The organism is Xanthomonas euvesicatoria pv. euvesicatoria, from assembly GCF_020880415.1.
Lineage (GTDB): Bacteria > Pseudomonadota > Gammaproteobacteria > Xanthomonadales > Xanthomonadaceae > Xanthomonas > Xanthomonas euvesicatoria.
In genome coordinates this window covers 1-16,615 of record NZ_JAJIUJ010000096.1, presented here as the reverse complement: position 1 = coordinate 16,615, position 16,615 = coordinate 1, and the positions used below count along the sequence as shown (strand labels likewise).

Here is a 16,615-nt window from a genome sequence, read left to right as displayed (position 1 = left end):
TTGCACAAGCGGCTGCAGATACGGTGCCATGACCTCTGCCAACCAGTCGATGAAGGCGCGCAGGCGTTGCGGCAGATGGCGGCGCTATGCGAAAAACGCAGGCCGTAGCGAGACACACTTGGGCGACCATCTCACTGCAGGGGCTGGTCCCCGTGCAACACCGGATAGGGATTGAGCGCCTCGCCCTTCCACCATTGTTTTTCCGGCCCCAACCGATGGATCTCGAAGTGCAGATGCGGTGCGGCAGGATTGGCGTTGCCAGTGCTGCCGACATAGCCGATGACCTGGCCGCGCTTGATCGATTGTTTCTCCGCCAGGCCGTCGGCATAGCGCTCCAGGTGCGCGTAGTAATAGCAGTATTTGCCGCCAGGCTCGAACTGGTAAATCGTCAGGCCGCCTCGCTCGCTGGTGAACAGTTTCTCCACCGTGCCGTCGGCAACTGCCACAACCGGTGTGCCGGTAGGAGCGAGGATGTCGATGGCATCGTGCACGCGGCCTTCGCTGTGCGCATCGGTGAAGGTGTCCTGCAACTGGCTGGCGCCGATGCCCTGTACCGGAATCAGCAAGTCGCTGCCCGGTGCCGCAGCGGCAGGCGGCTGCGCTGGCGTTGTTGCGGCAGGCATGCCGGCCGGCGCGGGATCGGACAGTGGTGCTGAGGCAGCCATCGGTGCCGCCGTGGCGGCCGCTGCAGGGGCTGCCATCGGCGCAGCACTCGCTGCGCTGCGATCTGTTGCGATGGGTGCAGCGCTGGATGAGGGTTCTACTTTCGCTTCCGGTGCGGTGCGTTCCAGCCACCAAAAGCCGGCCGCGCCCAGCACGACGCCCACCACCAAGGTCATCAGCAGTTTCATGTCTATTCCTGCATCACCACCGGCACCGACGGGCCGACCACGCTGGCGAGGTTGACCACGTCCCAGTTGGTCAGACGCACACAGCCATGCGATTCGGTCTTGCCGACATGGCCGGGCTCGGGCGTGCCATGCAAGCCGTAATGCGGTTTGGACAGATCGATCCAGACACGGCCGACCGGATTGTTTGGGCCCGCTGGCAAGGTGGCCTTCTGATCGCCCTTTTTCGCATCCCAGAACAGTTTGGGGTTGTACTTGAAAACCGGGTCGCGCGAGATGCCGAGAATTTTCCAACGGCCAATGGGCAGCGGGTCGTGCTTGCTGCCGGAAGACACCGGGAATTGCGCATAGACCTTGCCGTCGGCGTCCAATAGCCGCAACGTCGAATCGGACTTATCCACCACCAGCTTGGCTGGCTTGGCCAGGGGCGGCACCCCGTCGATGTTGGGTACCTGAATCACGCTGCCGGCCTTGCTCAGATCCACGCCAGGATTGAGTTGGGCCAGCAGCGCGGGGTCTGCGTGGAAACGCTCGCCCAGCGCTTCGTCGACGGAGGCATAGCCAAGCGCAGTCAGCTTGGCCTGCTCGGCAGGTCCTTTGGGAATGGGTTGGAACGGGCCGGCGACATCGGCGTCGGTAAGCGTGTACTGCACCAGGGCCGGTGTGGTGTCGGCCTGCAGGGCTTGCCAGGTCGCGTCATCCAGCTCGCCTGTGGCCTTGATGTTGTGGGCGGCCTGGAACCCTGACACTGCGCGCTTTTGATTGGAACCGCGCTCGCCGTCGATCTGGCCCGGCGAAAAATGCGCGCGATCCAGCAACACCTGCGCGTGCAGGTCCGAGCGCGCACCGGTAGGAACAACCTTGGCCGCGGGAGCTGCGGCCGATGCAGGCGCAGCGGCAGGCGCGGGCTGTTGCGCCTGCGCCAGCGCAGACAAGGAAGTACCCAATGCAAGGGCAAGCAAGCAGGCGCGAGCGTAGGGGCGTGGTGGCATGTGCAGGTCCGAAAGAGGCATGCGCGCACCTTGCCGCAGCCGCCTGCGATTTCTGCGTGAAATCGCTGCACCGGTACTGACTGGGCAAGCGGCGCGATGCGGCATTGCGGTGGGCATTGCGCGCCGCGCAATCGACTGACGCAGCACACCTGTGATGGAGCCTCACTACCGATACCGATACCGATACCGCGGCGCGATGATGCGGCAGCGCAATCGCGGATCCAGCAATGGCGCTGCGACAGCCGCTGGATAGCAGGTGGCAATCGCCGCAGCGGCGTACTTTCCGTTGAAAGATCACCGCTGCAGCGCGCCGGCCTATGGATCAGTACGTGTAGCCCAAGGTCAGCATGTAGGTGCGTCCGGTTTGCACATAGGCACCGTCGGCGCCGGGATCGTAGGCCATGTAGCGCTTGGACTTGCCCTGCGTTTCGTAGAACGTGGCGGCATTGAGCAGGTTCTTTGCCGACACGCCGACATCGAGATGGTGCGGCAAGTGATAGGTCGCGTTGAAATCCAGCGACTTCACCGGCTGCAGGTAGTAATTGAGACGGTCGGTGGTGAGCCCCAGCAGTTGCAGGCCGGTGTAGTTGTAGCTCAGGTCCGTGCGCAGGTGCGTGTCGTCGTAGAACAGATCCAGGTTGTAGATGCGTTCCGGTGCGCGCGGCAGCCAGGTCTTTTCCGGCTGGTCGCTGCGTTTGCTATCTGCCTGGCTGTGCTGCAGCGTAAGGTTGGCGGTGACGCCGAAGTTGCTCCAGAGGCCGGGCAACTGTTGCAGGCGCTTGCTCGCCGCCAACTCCAGCCCATAGAGCTTTGCGGTGCCGCCATTTTGCGGCATGGTCACCGGCACGCCATTTTCGAAGGTGGTGCCGGTTGGCACCAGGCCGCCCAGGGTGCTGTCGTTGTTGGTGGCCGATTGCGAGGTATAGATGAACCCATTGATGCGCTTGTAGTACGTCGAGGCGCTGAGCACGCCGCCCTGATGATCGTAGAACTCGGCAGACAGGTCGGCGTTGTCGGCGGTGCTCGCCTGCAGGTTGGGGTTGGGCTTGGAGATGCCGACCACTTTTTGGGTGTCATCGATCGAATACACCGTCTCGCCGGAAATCAGTCCGAATGCCGGGCGACTGAAACTGCGGCGCAACGACGCGCGATATACGGTGAGATCGTCCGGCCGATAGTTGACGCTGATGCCTGGCAAGACCTTGCCGTAGGTACTGCCGCTGCCGACGAAACTGCCGGTGCTGCCATCGCCGCTGGATTGCCAGGAGTCGGCCGAATACTGGGTCAGTTCGTAACGCACGCCGGGCAGTATGCTCACCTTGCCGAGATGCAGCGCGGCCATCGCATAGCCCGAATAGATCGCTTCGGTGCTGGAGGTGGTGTTGGCGTTGTAGTCGTTGGCGGTATAGATGCCTGCGCCGTTCGGGTCGTCGATGTACTTGTAAGGCAGCGCCTGCGCGCGCATCCAGCCGCGATCGAGCAGCTTGAACGGCCCCGCATAGTGACCATCGAATGCGTTGTACGTGATGCGGCCGGGAATCGCGCTCAGCGGCGGGCCGCCGGCGGTGGGAAACGCGTAATTGGGGCCGCCAAAGTACGGGCCGTTGGTGACGAAGTTGCCATCCTTGTGGAAGAACGGGTGGTCATAGGCGTCGCGCTCGGAGTGATCGGCCGACAGGCCAAGTTTGACGCTGTCCAGCACAGCGCCATCGACCTGGTACGCAATGTCGGTATGCGCGTTGAAGCGGTTATCGTGGCTGCCGGCGTCGTGGCCCTGCACCTTCCACAACAGCGAAGAATCCAGGTTGTAGAAGAAGTCCTTCAACGCCGGCGAGCTTGGGCCGATGCTCGGGTAGGTGGGGTCGCTGAGGTCGAAGGCGAAGCTGCCCGGGGTGAACCCATACAGACTGGCCGACACATAATCCGGCCGGCTGCGCGTGCCGCGGCCGAACGAGGTGCCGTAGTCCAGGTGCAGCCGGTCGAGCGTGGTCTGCCCGCCCAGTTGCACCGTGGCCAGCGTCTCGTCGATATCGTGGGTGTTGAAGTACCCGCCGCGCACCGCCGTGGGCTGGTTGCGATAGGTCTCCAGGCGCGCACTGGACTGGTCCTGCGTGCCGGTGACGCCGTAACTGCCGTAGATGGCACGTGCATACAGCGCGCTGGTGTCGCCCTGCCAATCCAGCGACAGGTTGCCGCCATAGCGTTCGATCTGGCTGGCGTAGAGGCTGTACTTGTAGCGGGTGCTGATCAGCGGGCCGACATCGCGCAAATCGGTGGCCGCGGCGAGCGCAGGGTCGGCGGGCACGTATTTGCTGTTGGGTGCAGGGCCTGCGCCATGTTGTTGTTCTTGCCGTAATAGGCCGATGCGTAGATGCCGAACGCATCGCCTTCCCCGAACTTCCAGGCCAGCTCCTGCTGGAACGTGCCGCCGCTGTCCTTGCCACCCAGGTGGTGGGCCAATGCATTGAACTGACCTTGCGCGGTGCTCTTGGCATAGAGGTCTTGGTCGAAATCAAATGCATTGGGGGTGCGCATATCGATCGCGCCGCCGATCGAATCGCCGGGCATGTCGGGCGTCGGCGATTTGGAGACCTGCACCGACTGGATGCCGAATGGCGCCAGCATGTTCAAGGAAATGGCGCGCGTCGAGGAGTCGGTTTCCGGCATGCCAAAGCCGTTGAGCGTGTATGCGTTATAGCTGGCGTCCATGCCGCGGATGCTGACGTAGGCGTTCTCGCCGGTGGTGGCCTGGCCAAGATGCATGTCGCTGTAGGCCGATAATCCCGGCATGTGCGCTACCACATCGGCAATGCCGCCGGAGGGAATCGCATCGATCTGCTGCTTGCTCATCACGCTGTTGACGCTATTGGACAGGCGCTGTTCGTTGAGCGAACCGGGCGCCGCGGCCTGGGTGGCTTGCACGTTGACCGAGTCCAACGTGGTGGTGGTCATCTCTGCAGCGCACACCAGCGATGGCGCGCAAAGCGCCGCGGCAATGGCGCAGGTCAAGCGATGGAGGGGGCGGGAAAACTGCATCTTGATGCTCGCGTGATGGGGGAGGGGAGGCTCGCGCCCGGGCAGCGGGCACGGCCATGGATCGCCGACGCTTCCATTGCGACAGGGCTGATGCGTAGGGCCGCTTGTGCGCGTTGCTGCCCTCAGTGGTGCAGGTCGATGCCGTCGCAACCCGGGTCCGGTCGCTGCGGATTGCAACGCGCCACCGCGTCGCCATCGAAGCGCACCACGTAGCCGTTATCGGCCGGCTCGTTGATCGGGAAGTCGGTACTGAGCAATTGCGCGCCGCTGGCCAGCATGGCGTCGCGCCGGGCGGTGTCGTTGTGCTGGGCTTCCTGCAAATCCGCATCGGTGCGTGTACGTACCAGATAGCCCGCCTTGACCAGCTTTTTGATGTCATCGGCAGGGCCGTCGTTGCGTTCGACGAAGGCCGCATCGTCTTCGCCTGGCACCGCATTGGTGAAACACACCCGGCCACGCAGCGATGGGTGGCCGGGCAGGTAGCTGGCACCGGCAACGCGTTGGTCGAGCAGAAATACCACCTTGCCGCGCGCCTGGGCCAACGACGGCCAGCCATGCGCGAGCACGCCTGCGTTGAGCGTAGGCGCGCGGCCCCGCACCTGATCGGGGCTGATGTATTCACCGGGCTGGAAGACCGAACGCAGTTCGGCATCCAGTGCATCCATCGCCTTTGCATCGAAGGGTTCGGGTTGTACGGTGGGAAACGTCAACTGGATCGGCGCCTGCTTGGTTTCGAGCAGGATGAAGATGGGCACGTGGCCCGGGTGCTGCTTCGACCAGGTGCGGATTTCCTGCAGGCAGGCAATCAGGGGTTGGCAGTTGCTGCGCTGGTCCAGATCCTGCACATGCATGACCTTGAAGCCGGGCCTGTCCATCACTCCGGTAGGCGCGCTTGCCGGTGCGGTCGGCAGGCCGGCCTTGGCGATCTGCGCAACGATGGCCGGATGTGCGTAGCGCCCGCCCTGTGCATCGGCGAAGACGTCCAGTTCAAGTTGGCGCACGCCATCGTCAAGTTGCTGCGTCAAGGCGGGATGGCGGTAATCCAGCGCGGCAAACAGTGTCGGGTCCAGTTGCTTCAATAACGCCGCTTCGCTGGGCGCAAAGCCGGCGTGGTAGCTGTTGTGGCTGCCGATGTACTGCAGGTCGGTCAGGCGCGGTGCGGCTTGCGCGACAAGACTGCTCAGCAACAGCGCGGCGAAGATGGCGGTGCGCTGCGTCTTGCTTCGCTTTGGGCGCACCAACTTCGTTTTGCAATCGAACCCTGACGTGACAGCAGTAAACACGCGAAAAAGATGCATGCAGCACAGCCGGAAAGCGACGAGGTCGCCATCATCACGGCCCAGTTTGACGCATATCTTTCCGCTGTGTGTCCGTGATGCGTCAGTGCTTGCCGCGGTGCGTTCGAGCCGGTGGCAGATCGCGGCACTGTTTCTTCATGGCGCGGCGGTCTGTCGCAAGGCATGGGTCAGCAGCCGCGCCTGCAGGCGATCACCAAGGCTGTTTGGCGCATCCAGTGCCATGCGTTGCAGGCAGGCAACATCATCGGCACCGGGCGCTTGGCGCGTGAGCAGTGCGCGGGCCACCGTGGCGATCTTTCCGCCAGTGCTGGCAGTTGCGCCCTTGAGCCAGTCCAATGCGGGCAGCAGACGCTGTTCGATCTTCGTGGAGTCGCTGCCGAGCGGGTAATCGGGCAGGCTGCCGTCGCGTCGAAATGGGGCCAGTGCCTGTTCCAGTGCCCGTGGTGTGTTGCGCTGCGCGCGTACCGGCAGTGCCGGCGCTGTACGCAACTTGCGCGACCGTTCCGCCTGGGCAAGCAATTCACCCTGGAAGCGGGCATCGCAGATGGCGGCCATTTCCAGCACGCAGTCCTGGTCGGTCTTGTGGCGTAGATCGGCGATGCCGTATTCGGTGATGTAGAGGTCGCGCAGATGGCGTGGAATGGTGGTGTGACCGTAGTTCCAGCGCAGGTTGCTGGCGGTGTGTGCGCCAGCCTCGCGGGTGGCGCGCAGCATCAAGGCGCTACGTGCCTGCGGCAGTGCACGCGCCATCGCCACGAAGTTGTACTGCCCGCCGACCCCGGACACGATGCGGCCATCTTCCAGCCCGTCGGAGACTGCCGCGCCCAGCGCGGTCGCCATCATGCAGGAGTTGAAGAAGCGTGCATCCTTGCGTTTCAAGCGGTTTAACGTCTCGTTGCCGCCGTAGAGCTGATTGATCTCGCTGATGCGGCGCATGCCGATCGCCGCGCGTGTCGGGGCATCCAGATCGCGCAGCCATTGATAGAACGCGGGCGAGCCGAGATAGAACGCGCCATGCATGAACTCGCCTTCGGCGGCAAGACGTGCGTGGTCGGCTACGTCGGCGCTGCCATCGGCAATGCGCTGCATCAGCGGCAGATCGTCGTGCACCTTGCGACGGATCACGCCGCTGTCCACCAATTGCTTGAAGCCTTCGTTGAGCATCTCGCTGCAACCGTACAAGCCGACGGCAAACGGCTCCAGGCCGCCGCTGGCCTGCACGGCCGGGTGGTGTTCCAGTGCCGGATCCAGCGCATGCAGCACACGGCGATAGGTCGCGTTATCGGTATGCCGCAGCACCAGTGCATGGCTTAGTGCATCGGCCAGCGTGCCGATGCCAATCTGCAAGGTGCCGCCATCGCGCACCAGGGCACTGGCATACAAGCCGATGGCGTAGTCGACGCTGCTCACCGCTTGCCGCGGCAAGCCGAACAGCTGTGGGAACGGGCCTGGCAAATCGATGATCAGATCGAAGAATGCGGCATCTACCGCTGCGGTGCCTCCCATCCACGGCAACAGCGGATCGACTTCCGCCACCAGCATCGGGCGCGGCAAGCCGAGTGCCTGCACCGCGTCCAGCGTGTCCTGGGTGATGTCGTTGTTGCACGACAACGACAGCCGCGTGCTGCCCGGTTCGCGCGCCACTTTCTGCACGATCAGGTTGGGCGCGCGTTGCGCCACCGCTGCAGCGGCATGCGTGTAGTTGAGGCTCGTGTAGTCGGCCTGGGCCTGGGTGGAATGCAAGAGCCCGCCGGATTGCATGTAGAACTCTTCCACCTGCACATGCGCGGGCAAGGCATCGCGCAGCATGGCGTCGACATAGGCAAGGCGAGGGAAATCCTCGCCAAAGTGGCGCGCGATGAACGGTGCGGCAAAGCGCGCCTGGAGTCCGGTACCCGGCCTGGGGGGATTGAGCGAGAGCGCCGTGTAGATTGCCAGTGGCCGCGACGGCGTGTCCTTGAGCTGTGCGTAGAGCGCGTTCAACAGACGGTGCGGCTTGCCGATGCCCAGCGGCGCGCCCACGCGCAGCGGGCCGTCGATGCGTTGCAGGATCCGCTCCACGGCGGCGCTCAGGTCGGTGAGGTGCTCGGTCATCCACGCAGAGTAGCCGAGCCGGTCGCGTGCTGCCTGCATTCCGATACTCGTGCGCCATGCTTGGCCGCCATCAATGCGGGCAGGTGTCGGGAGCCCGTTCGATCACTGCTTGACAAGCAATCTGTTTACGCGCGTAATCGATAAAAATTGCGGATGTAATCGCATGCCGATCAGCGACGCCGAAGCGGTGGTGATGCAAGTGCTCTGGGATGGTGCGCCGCGCACCGCAGAAGAAGTGATCGCCGCGTTGGTGCACACCGGCTGGGCCGAGCCCACCATCAAGACCTTGCTGAATCGGCTGCTCACCAAGGGCGCCGTTGCGGCAGAAAAACACGGCCGCAGATATCACTACGCGCCGCTGCTGGCGCGCGAACAGTGGGTGCAGCAGCAGAGCGAAGGATTGCTGCAGCGGCTGTTCGGCGGGCGCGTTGCACCGCTGGTGGCGCACTTCAGCGAACGCGGGCAACTCAGCGCCTCGGACATCGCAGAATTGAAGCGTCTGCTCAAGGAGTTGGACGATGCACCTTGAGTTGCCATTGCTGTTGCGCGTCACCTTGTATAGCAGTGCCGCGTTGCTGGCCTGTCTGCTGCTGCGGCGCGTACTGCGTGGCTGGCTGGGCGCAACAGCGGCGTATGCGATCTGGCTCGCCGTGCCACTCGCCGTATTGGCAGCTGCAATACCAGGGCCGCCGCTCGCGTCAGCGTTGCCGAAGATGCCGGCGATGGTCGCGATGCCGCTCAACCTGCAAGAGGGCGATCACGCATGGGCGGGGACCTTGATGGCCACCTGGCTGGCCGGTGCGGTCGCGATGACCGTAGCGCTCTGGTGGCGACAACGGCGATTCGTACGCAGCTTGGGCGCGTTGCATGCGCTCGAGGGCGAAGTATGGGCGGCAACCCACGATGTAGGCCTGCCGGTATCGTTGGGGCTCTGGCGCCCACGCATCGTGCTGCCGATGGATTTCGATACGCGCTAAAGCGCCGCCGAACGCACCTTGATCCTGACGCACGAGCGCCTGCATCTGCGGCGCGGCGATCTGTATGCCAATCTGCTGGCCGCGCTGTTGCTGTGCATCGGCTGGTGGAATCCGTTGATGCATCTGGCATTGCGCGCGTTCCGGCTGGATCAGGAACTGGCGTGCGACGCAGAGGTGCTGACGCGCTATCCGGGCAAGCGCCGCAGTTACGCCACCGCGATGCTCAAGACCCACTGTGGTGCCGGCTGGACGCCGACGGCCTGCCGTTGGAATGCGCCGCATGCGCTCACCCAACGCGTGGCTGCCTTGCTGAAGCCTGCGGTGGAGGCGCCCCGGGCGCGATGGAACCTGCGCGTGGTGGTGGCATTGGCGGTGATGGTCAGTGGCGCCTGCTGGGCATTCCAGCCTGCGCGATTGCATGGCATGCGCGTGCCCGGCAATGCGCTGGATTTTGGCACCATGCAGCCGCCCAGGTATCCTCCTGACGCCGTCGCTGCAGGCCTGGCGGGATTTGTCGAACTACAGATCGCAGTGAGCCCGACTGGCATACCCGACCATATCGCCATCGTGCGCAGCACGCCGGCGGGCGTGTTCGATCAGACCGTGCTCGACGCAGCACGCCACTGGCGCTTCACACCTGCGCTGGAGGATGGCAAGGCGGTCGCGTCCGAAGTACGCGTGCCGGTGAAATTCGAACTGGATCCACCAGATGCGGCATCGGCAGTTGCAGATATCCATTCCGGTACCGAAGCTGCTGCAAGCCCACACGCTGCCGACCGGCCCGAACGTGTGGCCAGCTGCGCACCTGCGGGATGCGCCTCACGCGGGGCGTTGCAATGAGCCGCTGCCTGATCGGTAGCCTCGCCCTGATGCTGGCCATGAGTAGTTGCGCCACGCGCCAACTCGCCAAGCAGCAACGCAGCCAGCGCGAGGATTCGGTGGATCAACGCATGCTGCCTCCACAGCCGGACGGCGGCGGCGCTGCGGGCGTCCAATCCTATACGCTGGCACCAACGCAACGCTTTCGCATGCCACGCGCGGTGCGCAGCGACGCCCCGGTGCTGCCCACCGATTCGCCACGCCAGAGCCTGGCGCCCACCACCGTCTGCGCGCATCTCATTCTGAGCGCAGAGGGTACGGTGCAGCGCGTGGATCCAATGTCCGACCGCGACGAATGCGCCGCCGGGTTGCTGCCGGACAACGCCGATCTCATGCAAGCGGTGCGCGCCGCCGCGCTGCGATGGCAGTTTGTTCCGGCGGCGATGTGCACGTATCCATCAGGCGCTGCGCAACCGGCAGCGCCAGACGATTGCACTGACGCCGCCCAGATCGAGCCGGTACCGGTGACGCTGTCGTTCGCGTTCACCTTCGAGGTGCGGCAAGGCAAGGTGAGCGTGCGGACCGGGAAGGTGGTCCGATAGCTGCTGCAGCCGTTGCGCAGCATGTCCAGTCACCAACAACGCTGCTCCGTCTCATAACGCGTCAACCGCTAACGCCCTATCCCCGCCCACACCGCCTTCAATCCAGCACGTGCACGCTGTCGGCAATGCGCTGCACTTCATCGGGGTTGTGGCTGACGTAGAGCATTGGCAGGCGAATCTCGTCGCGCACGCGCTGCAGGTAAGGAATCAACTCTTCGCGGCGCGCCTGATCCAGGGCCGACAACGGTTCGTCGAACAGCAGAATCGCCGGTTGCGCCAACAACGCTCGGCCAATCGCCACGCGCTGCGCTTCGCCGCCAGAGAGGTTGCGCGGCCGGCGTTGCAGCAGCGGTGCGATGCCGAGCAAGGCCACCACATCGTCGAAGCCGAACGGCGCCTTGCCGCGCGCATGCCGGCCGTAGCACAGGTTGCGCCGCACATCCAGATGCGGAAACAGCCGCGCATCCTGGAACACATAACCGATCCGGCGCTGGTGCGTCGGCAGGTCGATGCCTTGCCCGGCGTCGTACAGGCAGCGCCCATCGATGCGGATATGCCCGGCCTGCGGACGCACCAAGCCGGCAATTGCATTGAGCACCGTGGTCTTGCCCGCGCCGGAGGGCCCCACCAGTGCCACGACACGCGCATCGTCGTGGATGCGGATGCGGCGTTCGAAGGCGCCGCGCTGCAGCTGCAGGTCGATATCCAGCATCACGCGTCCTCGCGCGGATGCGGCCGGCGCACCAGCCATTCGGACAGCAGCAGCGCCGCCAGCGAGATCGCCAGCGCCACGCCGGCCAGCCGCCAGATGCCCGATTCCATCCCCGGGACCTGCATCAGCCCGTAGATGGCCGACGACAAGGTCTGCGTTTCGCCAGGGATATTCGACACGAAGGTGATGGTGGCGCCGAACTCGCCAAGCGCCTTGGCGAACGCGAGCACCATGCCGGCGACCAGGCCCGGCCAGGCCAGCGGCAAAGTGATGCTGAAGAACACCCGCCACGGCCCGGCCCCCAGCGTGGCGGCGGCCGCTTCCAGGCGACGATCGGTGGCTTCGATGGACAGACGGATCGCGCGCACCATCAGCGGAAATCCCATGACCGCGCACGCCAACGCCGCGCCGGTCCAGCGGAAGGCGAACTGGATACCGAGATGTTCCAGCAACCAACTGCCCACCGGCCCCTGCGTGCCCAGCACCACCAGCAGCGCATAGCCGGTGATCACTGGCGGCATCACCAGGGGCAGATGCAGCAGCGCGTCCAGCAGGGCCTTGCCGGGGAAGCGGCGGCGCGCCAGCAGCCAGCCGCAGGCAATGCCCGGCGGCAGGCTGGCGAGCGCTGCCACGATCGCGACCTTGAGACTCAAGCCGATCGCGGTCAGCTCTTCCGGGGTGAACATCGACAAACGGTGTGCCTCAATCCTTCAGCGAAAAACCACGGCGCGCAAAGATCGCCTTGGCCGGCTTGCTTCCCAGCCAGCTGACGAATGCGGCGGTGGCGGGGTTGTTGCTGTTCTTCAATGCAGCAACCGGATACACGATGGGGTCATGGCTGTCGTCGGGGAAGGTGGCGATGACGCGCACCTTGGCATCGGCGCGCGCGTCCGAGCCATACACGATGCCCAGCGGCGCTTCGCCACGCGAGACCAGCATCAATGCCGCACGCACGCTTTCCGATTCGGCAAGCCGGTTGCCGACGCTGTCCCATTGGCCGAGTTTGCGCAGCGCCGCGGCTGCGTACTTGCCTGCCGGCACGCTGGCTGTCTGGCCTACGGCCAGGCGTCCGCCCTGCCCAAGCGCCTTGGCAATGGCGCCGGGGGTGCGCAGGTCAACGTGCAGCTTGCTGTTCGCCGGCGCGATCAATACCAGTGTGTTGCCGAGCAGGTTGTGCCGCTGCGCCGGCAGCACCAGCCCACACTGCTGCAGATAGTCCATCCACTCCAGGTCGGCCGAAAAGAACACGTCCGCCGGCGCGCCCTGTTCGATCTGGCGTGCAAGCGCAGAACTCGCTGCATACGACACGCGCACCGGCGTGCCGGTGGCTTTTTCGTACGCGGCCGCGGCTTGGTCCATCGATTCTTTCAGGCTCGCGGCCGCAAACACCGTCACCGGTGCGGTCTGCGCACTCGCCAGCAGGGGCAACGCCAGCATCAGCACGCACAACGCGCGCTGCCAGAAACCGATCATGCGCATCGAAGGCTCCTCACCAGGACAGGGCCCCGATCATAGCGGCTACGCGATGCGTATCGCGTGGCGAGCCTACGCGCGCTACAGGACCACTCCGGCGCAACGCCCGGCCTGAAGATTGGTTTGCAGGGCCGGGCGGATCAGCTTGGGCTCTGGCAAGGTGGCATCGCGCGCCTGCCGCTGCGCCACGAAGGTCTCTACGTCCACGCCATCGCGCACATGGATATTGCTGCGTCGCTGCGCGCCGATACTGGTCTGATGCGCCACCGCGCGCCCGCCCGGGCCATAGTCGTGGCAGACGAACACGCGGGTGCTCTCCGGCAGCGCATACAGGCGCTGGATCGACGCAAACAGCTGGCGTGCATCGCCGCCGGGAAAATCGCAACGCGCCGTGCCCGCATCCGGCATGAACAACGAGTCGCCAGGAAACAACGCATCGCCGATCAGATACGCAATGCTGTCGCTGGTGTGGCCGGGCACTGCGATGACGCGTGCTTCGATACCGCCAAGCTTGAAGCGCTCGTCGTCGGCAAACAGATGATCGAATTGCGAGCCATCGGCGCGGAAGTCGGCCGGCAATGCGTACTGCGCGGCAAGGGTGCGTTGCACTTTGCAAATACCCTCGCCGATACCGATACGCGCCCCCGGCCAATGCTGCTTCAGCCACTGCGCCGCAGACAGGTGATCGGCATGCGCTTGAGTTTCCAGCAGCCATTGCACCTGCCATCCGTGTTGCTCGATGGCCGCAAGGATGGCCTGCGCCGACTGGCTGCCGACGACGCCGCTCTCGGCCGCGTAGTCCAGCGCCGGGTCGATCACTGCCGCCGCACCGGTGGCCGCATCGGCGACCACGTAGGTGAAGGTGTTGCTGTCGGCATGAAAGAAGGCAAGCACCTGGGGCTGCATCGGCGTCTCCACGTCAGGGGCCGGCCAGCGCCGCGTTGAGGATGGCGGCAAGCCGGTCACCCGCGATGCGCAGCTGGGTTTCGGCGATCGGGCGATAGGTGGCGATGTAGGTGGCGGGCAACACGTGCGCGCTCGGGTAGACGCCCGGCGTGATGGCGATCTTGCACGAAGCCTGCGCCCATGCCGCAGCCGGCGGCGGCAGCGCCGCAGACCCCGCAGTGGCGGCCGGCAATGCCAGCAAGCGTTGCAGGTACGCATCGTCGCTCAGATGGCGGTCGTTGAGCATGCCGCTGTCCCACAGCGCATGCAGGTTGCTGCCCTTGCCGTCGATCTGCAGCTGGAAGTCGTTACCGCCCTTGTCGTGCGCATAGCCGGCATGCATCGGCTGATGGATGTCGCCGACGAAATGCACCACGAACTTCAAGGCCTGGCGGCGTACGTCCAACGGCTGGGTGCGATCTGCGAGCAGGGCGGCTTGCTGGTCGAGCGCGGCGATCACGCAGTTGCCGTCCGGGCAGTCGCGCGGTGGCGAGTACGTGCAGTCGTGTTCGCCCAGGTTGACGTAGTGCCACGGCCCGGAGCGCTTACCCAGGTCGGGGTCGTGCTCGCGCAGCTCATCGGCCCAGGTGGCAACGCCGTGCAGGGTCGGGTCCGGCTCGCCGGCCAGCAATTGCGCCACTTGCGTGCGTGCCTGCGGGCTCAGCTCGGTTTCGGCGATGCGCGCCACCAGGCGGTGGCCTTGCGGGCCCCAGGCCAGGGCGGTGCTGGGGTGGATTGCGGCGGCCATTGCCGTCGCAACAACGAATGCAGAGAGGGAAAGTGTTTTCATCCGGCGATTGTACGCATCGGTCCGGGACGGTTTGATGGCCCTCCCGGAGCTGCGACAGCCACGCCTCAGCATGGTGCCGGCACGTGCCTGGAGCGCGCCCGGATGGAGCAAACAGTTGCACGCAAGCGGCAACTGCAGCATCCGCGTGGGGGCATGCCGCAGCGGGCGCTGGCCGCGCCCATCTGGCGATGAGCGCAGTCGTGTTGCTAGGCGCTCTTAGTAATACACCAGGTACGACACGCCGAAGGTCAACGGATCGATCCGTGCCTTGCCCAGCCGCGCGCCGTTGAGGTCGACGTTGCTGCGCGAATCGGTCCAGCGCGCATCCACGCGCAGGCCGCTACGATCGTTGAAGATGAAGTCCACGCCGACATGCGCAGTGGCGCCGACCGAATCGTCGAAACGCAGATCGCCGCTGGTAACCGTCGGCTCGGTGTCTTCGCCCAGGAACGTGGTGTAGTTGATGCCTATGCCCACGAACGGCGACACCGTGCCATAGCCATTGATGTGGTACTGCAGCAGCACGCTCGGTGGCACCGTCCAATAGCTGCCCACCTTGCCGATGCCCTGCAGCTCGAGGTCGTGCTTGCCCGCAACTGCCGCATGCACTTCAATACCCAGGTTGTTGCGCAGGAAGTATTCGTAGGTGAACGACAGTGCCGGCGCGCCCTTGATCTCGGCCTGGGTGCCGCCGAAGGTGCCGCTATTGGATTTGGGCGAGACATAGCCGGCACCGTAACCGGTCGTCCAATGACCGGCCGACTGTGCAAGGGCGGGTGCGGCCGAGGCGGCCAGTGCGATGGCGAGGGCGGTGCGAGTCAGCGTGTTCATGGAATCCCCGGTAGGTCGGACAGGCGGGCGACGTGACCGACCTGTCCGCAACTCCGGCGGTGATGCACGTCCCTGGACGGCAAGTGTGCCAGAGATGCGCCGCCCACGCCGCGGGGATCAGAATCGGTGCACGTAGGCCAGGCCGTAGACCAGCGGGTCGATATTGACCGTGCCGATACGGTTGCCGTCCAGGCGCGCTCGGGTATCGATATCGATCCAGCGCAGGTTGACGCGCAGCGCGCCGCGGTCGCTGAGCTTGTAGTCCACGCCTGCATGCAGTGCCAGGCCCCAGGAATCGTCCAGCTCCAGCTTGCTGCCGGCCAGCGCACCGCGGGTGTCGGTGTCGAAGAAGCGCGTGTAGTTGATACCGGCGCCAACGAACGGCGATAGCGTGCCCTGGGCGTTGAAGTGGTACTGCAGCGAGATCACCGGCGGCAGATGCTTGGTGCTGCCCACCCGGCCCAGGCCGCCAATCGCGATGTCGTGCTCGAACGGCAGCGCAGCCAGCACCTCGATGCCCAGGTTGTCTGCGACGAAATATTCGGCGGTAAACGTGGGTTTGATGTCTTTGCCCACATCCACGTCGAGGGTGCCGCCGACCAGGCTGCCATTGTCGGATTTGGGAGCGACCTGGTGGGCACCGACGGCAACGGTCCAGTCGCCTTTGGATTGCGCCAGTGCGGGGAGGCTGACGCAAGAAGCGGCCAGAGCGGCGAACAGAAGGGTAGAGCGCATACGCATGGGAAGTCTCGTGGGGTGCAATGGACGTGGGAAGTCTTCGCGCTTGGCGCCGCCGCTGCCTTGATCCTGATCAATTGGCCGTGTGCCCAGGTGTGCGGGCCTGCAATGGCTGTCGCCACACCCTGCGCGGAAGACGGCGTTGCGAGCCGCGCTGGTGCTCGCAGCGCGTATCGCACGTGGGGCATCGTGCGATGCGCTTGGCACAGCTGTCGGCGGCGGGAGGGACGCCGCCGGTTGCGTGCGCAGTGGCGTCGACAGCGATTCGATCGCCGGTGCGATGTACCGCTTACTTGACCTTGGCGACCTTGGCGACCTTGGGTGCATCCACTTCCGGCATCGCCGAGCTGTGGTGGTTGATGATCAGCCACTTGCCGTCGCGCTTTTCGTACACGAAGGTGTAGCGGGCCTGCACGTTGCTCTTGTTGCCGTGCTTGTCGGTCAGCGTGAAGGTGTACAC

14 protein-coding genes and 2 pseudogenes are annotated in these 16,615 nt (G+C 65.0%); 3 read left to right on the top strand and 13 right to left on the bottom strand.

All coding sequences use genetic code 11. The features are described 5' to 3' along the window. Window positions 1-131 precede the first annotated feature (131 nt). The 5 genes and pseudogenes from LN450_RS15510 to LN450_RS15490 form a co-directional block, all read right to left on the bottom strand. Window positions 132-851: a M23 family metallopeptidase gene (locus LN450_RS15510; RefSeq protein WP_011348446.1), complete on the bottom strand. Its 720-nt coding sequence runs from the start codon at window positions 849-851 to the stop codon at window positions 132-134. 2 nt (window positions 852-853) lie between these two features. Further along, a complete protein-coding gene (locus LN450_RS15505; RefSeq protein WP_029820174.1) occupies window positions 854-1,783 on the bottom strand; it encodes a L,D-transpeptidase family protein in 930 nt (309 codons plus the stop codon). Window positions 1,784-2,162: 379 nt separating this feature from the next. Then, window positions 2,163-4,876: pseudogene (locus LN450_RS15500) on the bottom strand (TonB-dependent receptor). Window positions 4,877-4,998: 122 nt separating this feature from the next. Beyond that, the gene (locus LN450_RS15495; RefSeq protein WP_011348442.1) at window positions 4,999-6,174 is read right to left on the bottom strand and encodes a phosphatidylinositol-specific phospholipase C1-like protein; all 1,176 of its coding nucleotides are present in this window, start codon (window positions 6,172-6,174) and stop codon (window positions 4,999-5,001) included. 135 nt (window positions 6,175-6,309) lie between these two features. Then, window positions 6,310-8,268 carry an acetyl-CoA hydrolase/transferase C-terminal domain-containing protein gene (locus LN450_RS15490; protein WP_041855150.1) on the bottom strand — a complete coding sequence of 653 codons (1,959 nt, stop codon included), beginning with the start codon at window positions 8,266-8,268 and terminating at the stop codon, window positions 6,310-6,312. Window positions 8,269-8,431: 163 nt separating this feature from the next. On the opposite strand from LN450_RS15490, the gene LN450_RS15485 reads away from it, so the two are divergent. From LN450_RS15485 to LN450_RS15475, 3 genes and pseudogenes are all read left to right on the top strand, one after another. Continuing rightward, on the top strand, window positions 8,432-8,797 hold the full coding sequence (locus LN450_RS15485) for a BlaI/MecI/CopY family transcriptional regulator (RefSeq protein WP_039417876.1): 366 nt from the start codon (window positions 8,432-8,434) through the stop codon (window positions 8,795-8,797). After that, window positions 8,787-10,085: pseudogene (locus LN450_RS15480) on the top strand (TonB family protein). Before LN450_RS15485 ends, LN450_RS15480 begins: the two are co-directional and overlap by 11 nt. Beyond that, window positions 10,082-10,666, top strand: a complete 585-nt coding sequence (locus LN450_RS15475) for a hypothetical protein (protein ID WP_011348437.1) — start codon at window positions 10,082-10,084, stop codon at window positions 10,664-10,666. The pseudogene LN450_RS15480 and the gene LN450_RS15475 overlap by 4 nt, the downstream one beginning before the upstream one ends. 97 nt (window positions 10,667-10,763) lie before the next feature. Here LN450_RS15475 and modC read toward each other — a convergent pair whose 3' ends face one another. From modC to LN450_RS15435, 8 genes are all read right to left on the bottom strand, one after another. Beyond that, window positions 10,764-11,378, bottom strand: a complete 615-nt coding sequence (gene modC, locus LN450_RS15470; protein ID WP_011348436.1) for a molybdenum ABC transporter ATP-binding protein — start codon at window positions 11,376-11,378, stop codon at window positions 10,764-10,766. Continuing rightward, complete coding sequence (gene modB, locus LN450_RS15465) at window positions 11,378-12,064, bottom strand: molybdate ABC transporter permease subunit (protein ID WP_008575885.1); 687 nt, start codon at window positions 12,062-12,064, stop codon at window positions 11,378-11,380. Before modB ends, modC begins: the two co-directional genes overlap by 1 nt. 16 nt (window positions 12,065-12,080) lie before the next feature. Continuing rightward, window positions 12,081-12,857 (bottom strand): molybdate ABC transporter substrate-binding protein, encoded by a 777-nt coding sequence (gene modA / locus LN450_RS15460; protein WP_011348435.1) that lies wholly within the window; start codon window positions 12,855-12,857, stop codon window positions 12,081-12,083. A gap of 75 nt (window positions 12,858-12,932) precedes the next feature. Next, the gene (locus tag LN450_RS15455; RefSeq protein WP_011348434.1) at window positions 12,933-13,757 is read right to left on the bottom strand and encodes an MBL fold metallo-hydrolase; all 825 of its coding nucleotides are present in this window, start codon (window positions 13,755-13,757) and stop codon (window positions 12,933-12,935) included. A gap of 13 nt (window positions 13,758-13,770) precedes the next feature. Beyond that, entirely contained in the window at window positions 13,771-14,544 is a 774-nt protein-coding gene (locus LN450_RS15450) for a S1/P1 nuclease (protein WP_029820166.1), read from the bottom strand. A gap of 258 nt (window positions 14,545-14,802) precedes the next feature. Continuing rightward, window positions 14,803-15,417, bottom strand: coding sequence for an OmpW/AlkL family protein (locus tag LN450_RS15445; protein ID WP_011348432.1), 615 nt, complete (start codon window positions 15,415-15,417; stop codon window positions 14,803-14,805). Window positions 15,418-15,534: 117 nt separating this feature from the next. Further along, entirely contained in the window at window positions 15,535-16,158 is a 624-nt protein-coding gene (locus LN450_RS15440; protein WP_011348431.1) for an OmpW/AlkL family protein, read from the bottom strand. A 286-nt stretch (window positions 16,159-16,444) separates the two neighbouring features. Next, on the bottom strand, window positions 16,445-16,615 hold a 171-nt coding region (locus LN450_RS15435; protein WP_228892891.1), incomplete at its 5' end, for an SgcJ/EcaC family oxidoreductase.

What these genes read in the sequence shown, in the direction of transcription:
- LN450_RS15485 (WP_039417876.1), top strand. Translation starts at nt 8,432, where the DNA reads ATGCCGATCAGCGACGCCGAAGCGGTGGTGATGCAAGTGCTCTGGGAT.
- LN450_RS15510 (WP_011348446.1), bottom strand. Translation starts at nt 851, where the DNA reads ATGAAACTGCTGATGACCTTGGTGGTGGGCGTCGTGCTGGGCGCGGCC.
- LN450_RS15440 (WP_011348431.1), bottom strand. Translation starts at nt 16,158, where the DNA reads ATGCGTATGCGCTCTACCCTTCTGTTCGCCGCTCTGGCCGCTTCTTGC.
- LN450_RS15490 (WP_041855150.1), bottom strand. Translation starts at nt 8,268, where the DNA reads ATGACCGAGCACCTCACCGACCTGAGCGCCGCCGTGGAGCGGATCCTG.
- modA (WP_011348435.1), bottom strand. Translation starts at nt 12,857, where the DNA reads ATGCGCATGATCGGTTTCTGGCAGCGCGCGTTGTGCGTGCTGATGCTG.
- LN450_RS15450 (WP_029820166.1), bottom strand. Translation starts at nt 14,544, where the DNA reads ATGGCCGCCGCAATCCACCCCAGCACCGCCCTGGCCTGGGGCCCGCAA.
- modC (WP_011348436.1), bottom strand. Translation starts at nt 11,378, where the DNA reads ATGCTGGATATCGACCTGCAGCTGCAGCGCGGCGCCTTCGAACGCCGC.
- LN450_RS15445 (WP_011348432.1), bottom strand. Translation starts at nt 15,417, where the DNA reads ATGAACACGCTGACTCGCACCGCCCTCGCCATCGCACTGGCCGCCTCG.
- LN450_RS15495 (WP_011348442.1), bottom strand. Translation starts at nt 6,174, where the DNA reads ATGCATCTTTTTCGCGTGTTTACTGCTGTCACGTCAGGGTTCGATTGC.
- LN450_RS15455 (WP_011348434.1), bottom strand. Translation starts at nt 13,757, where the DNA reads ATGCAGCCCCAGGTGCTTGCCTTCTTTCATGCCGACAGCAACACCTTC.
- LN450_RS15475 (WP_011348437.1), top strand. Translation starts at nt 10,082, where the DNA reads ATGAGCCGCTGCCTGATCGGTAGCCTCGCCCTGATGCTGGCCATGAGT.
- modB (WP_008575885.1), bottom strand. Translation starts at nt 12,064, where the DNA reads ATGTTCACCCCGGAAGAGCTGACCGCGATCGGCTTGAGTCTCAAGGTC.